This window comes from Acinetobacter sp. RF14B (assembly GCF_006864105.1).
In the GTDB taxonomy this organism is placed as follows: Bacteria; Pseudomonadota; Gammaproteobacteria; order Pseudomonadales; family Moraxellaceae; genus Acinetobacter; species Acinetobacter lwoffii_C.
In genome coordinates this window covers 1-1838 of sequence record NZ_SMTB01000176.1, presented here as the reverse complement: position 1 = coordinate 1838, position 1838 = coordinate 1, and the positions used below count along the sequence as shown (strand labels likewise).

The 1838-nt window shown below is 49.6% G+C and carries 3 protein-coding genes and 1 pseudogene; 2 read left to right on the top strand and 2 right to left on the bottom strand.

Features of this window, described 5'->3' with window-relative positions:
* The coding region (locus E2K52_RS14275; RefSeq protein ID WP_151205665.1) for a TIGR00730 family Rossman fold protein at window positions 1-448 on the top strand (448 nt) is incomplete at its 5' end.
* A 28-nt stretch (window positions 449-476) separates the two neighbouring features.
* A complete protein-coding gene (locus E2K52_RS14270; protein WP_151205664.1) occupies window positions 477-878 on the top strand; it encodes an NUDIX hydrolase in 402 nt (133 codons plus the stop codon).
* Window positions 879-884: 6 nt separating this feature from the next.
* Here the strand turns inward: E2K52_RS14270 and E2K52_RS14265 are convergent, their stop codons facing one another.
* Together E2K52_RS14265 and E2K52_RS14260 are read right to left on the bottom strand one after the other, a co-directional pair.
* Window positions 885-1520, bottom strand: a complete 636-nt coding sequence (locus E2K52_RS14265) for a ComF family protein (RefSeq protein ID WP_151205663.1) — start codon at window positions 1518-1520, stop codon at window positions 885-887.
* A pseudogene (locus E2K52_RS14260) lies at window positions 1507-1838 on the bottom strand (ATP-dependent DNA helicase RecG); the annotation flags it as partial. The pseudogene E2K52_RS14260 and the gene E2K52_RS14265, both read right to left, overlap by 14 nt.

The window sequence follows — 1838 nt, the reverse complement described above, 5'->3', positions numbered from 1 at the left end:
GGTTGCAGACAGTGCCTTGGCTGCTGGCGGTAAAGTTACAGGTGTCATTCCACGGGCACTGGTCAACCGTGAGCTGGCGCATCCGGATATTACCCAACTGTTTGTGGTAGACAACATGCATGAGCGTAAAACCAAAATGTCTGAGCTGGCCCAGGGGTTTATTGCCATTCCGGGCGGTGCGGGCACACTGGAAGAAATCTTTGAGCAGTGGACCTGGGCACAGCTGGGGATTCATCAGAAACCCTGTGCATTTTTAAATGTAGATGGTTTTTATGACGACCTGCTCAAGTTTATCCGAATGACCACAGAGCAAGGATTTACCAAGGCACGTTTTACTGATGCGTTAATTGTCAGTGATCATCTTGAGGATATTTTAGAGCAGTTTGAAAGCTATCGGCCGCCTGAAGCAAAATGGGGTATGGTCGATCAAACCGATCTTGTAAAATAGAGCTCTTTCTTTGATTCGCATCAGATCCATGAACACAATTACAGTGGCAGCAGCTATCATTTTAAATTCAAGCCAGCAGTTGCTGGTGGTTCGCAAGCAGGGGACAGACTATTTTATGCAGGTGGGCGGAAAGCTGGAGCCGGATGAAGCGCCTGAACAAACCCTGTTACGGGAAATTCAGGAAGAAATTGGCTGTCAGGCGCAAATACAGCAATGTATAGGACGCTTTGAAACACTGGCCGCCAATGAGCCTGATCATCAGCTCATCAGTTATGTCTATCTGGTTGAGCTGGCTACTGAGCCACATATTAAGGCTGAAATTGCTGAGATGAAATGGGTAGATGTGGGGCAGAAGGATGTCCAGTTGGCTCCGTTGACGACAGAAATCGTCATACCTTGGGTAAAAGAATATTTGTTGGGATCCGTGTGATTGAGATTACATTCTGGCGCCAGCCAGACAGGCTGCATAAATATGCTGGCACCCCAGCTCTTTGAGTTTGTGGCTTAAAGCACGCACCGAGCTGCCTGTTGTAACGACATCATCAATGATCAGGACTTTCCGGTAGCGTATTGTTGAAGAAGTCGCGATTTGGAACTGCGCTTCAATATCTTCCATGCGTTCCAGACGGCTTAAACCTTTTTGTGAATGCTGTTTCATACGCTGAACAGGCTGCCAGAGCGGCACATTGAGTTGTCGGGCCACCTGCTTGGCCAGTAATAAAGACTGGTTATAGCCGCGTTCGACCAGGCGTTCTGTAGAGATCGGCATCGGCACCACAGCACTGACTTTAGGGAAATTCAAACTCAGCAGGGCACCGGCCAAAAGCGGCTCCAGATGCAGCTTTTGCTCATATTTAAATAACTGGATTAAGCGATCCATCGGATAGGCATAATCACAGGCCACCTGAAACTGGATGTCCTGACGTTGAATGGTCTGATGAGCCCACGGCAACTGCTGCCAGCAATCCTGGCAGACAGAATGCAGGGCCTGATGGTCCGTGTGGCATAACTGGCAGGGCTGTAAACGGTTCAGCCAGTGCTTGCCTTGTTGCAGTATATTAAACATAGGCATAGCGCGGTGCCTCGGGAAGCCAGCGTTTGAGCAAGGCTGCTGCCTGTTTTGGATAATCTTTCAGCATTTGCTGGGCCACATAGTGTGCCTGACCCAGCAGATGATCATCGCGCTCCAGTTTGGCCACCCGAAAGCCCATATCACCTGTCTGCTTGGTTCCCAGTAATTCTCCCGGACCGCGTAATTCCAGATCTTTTTCAGCAATCATAAAGCCGTCATTGGTTTCTCGCATGATGCGTAGGCGTTCCTGACCATTTTGTGACAGGGGATGCTTATAGAGCAGGGCACAGAAGCTGGCTTTGGCACCGCGGCCAACCC

Excerpts from the sequence above, each read along its gene's own strand:
- E2K52_RS14270 (WP_151205664.1), top strand. The coding sequence starts at position 477 with ATGAACACAATTACAGTGGCAGCAGCTATCATTTTAAATTCAAGCCAG.
- E2K52_RS14265 (WP_151205663.1), bottom strand. The coding sequence starts at position 1,520 with ATGCCTATGTTTAATATACTGCAACAAGGCAAGCACTGGCTGAACCGT.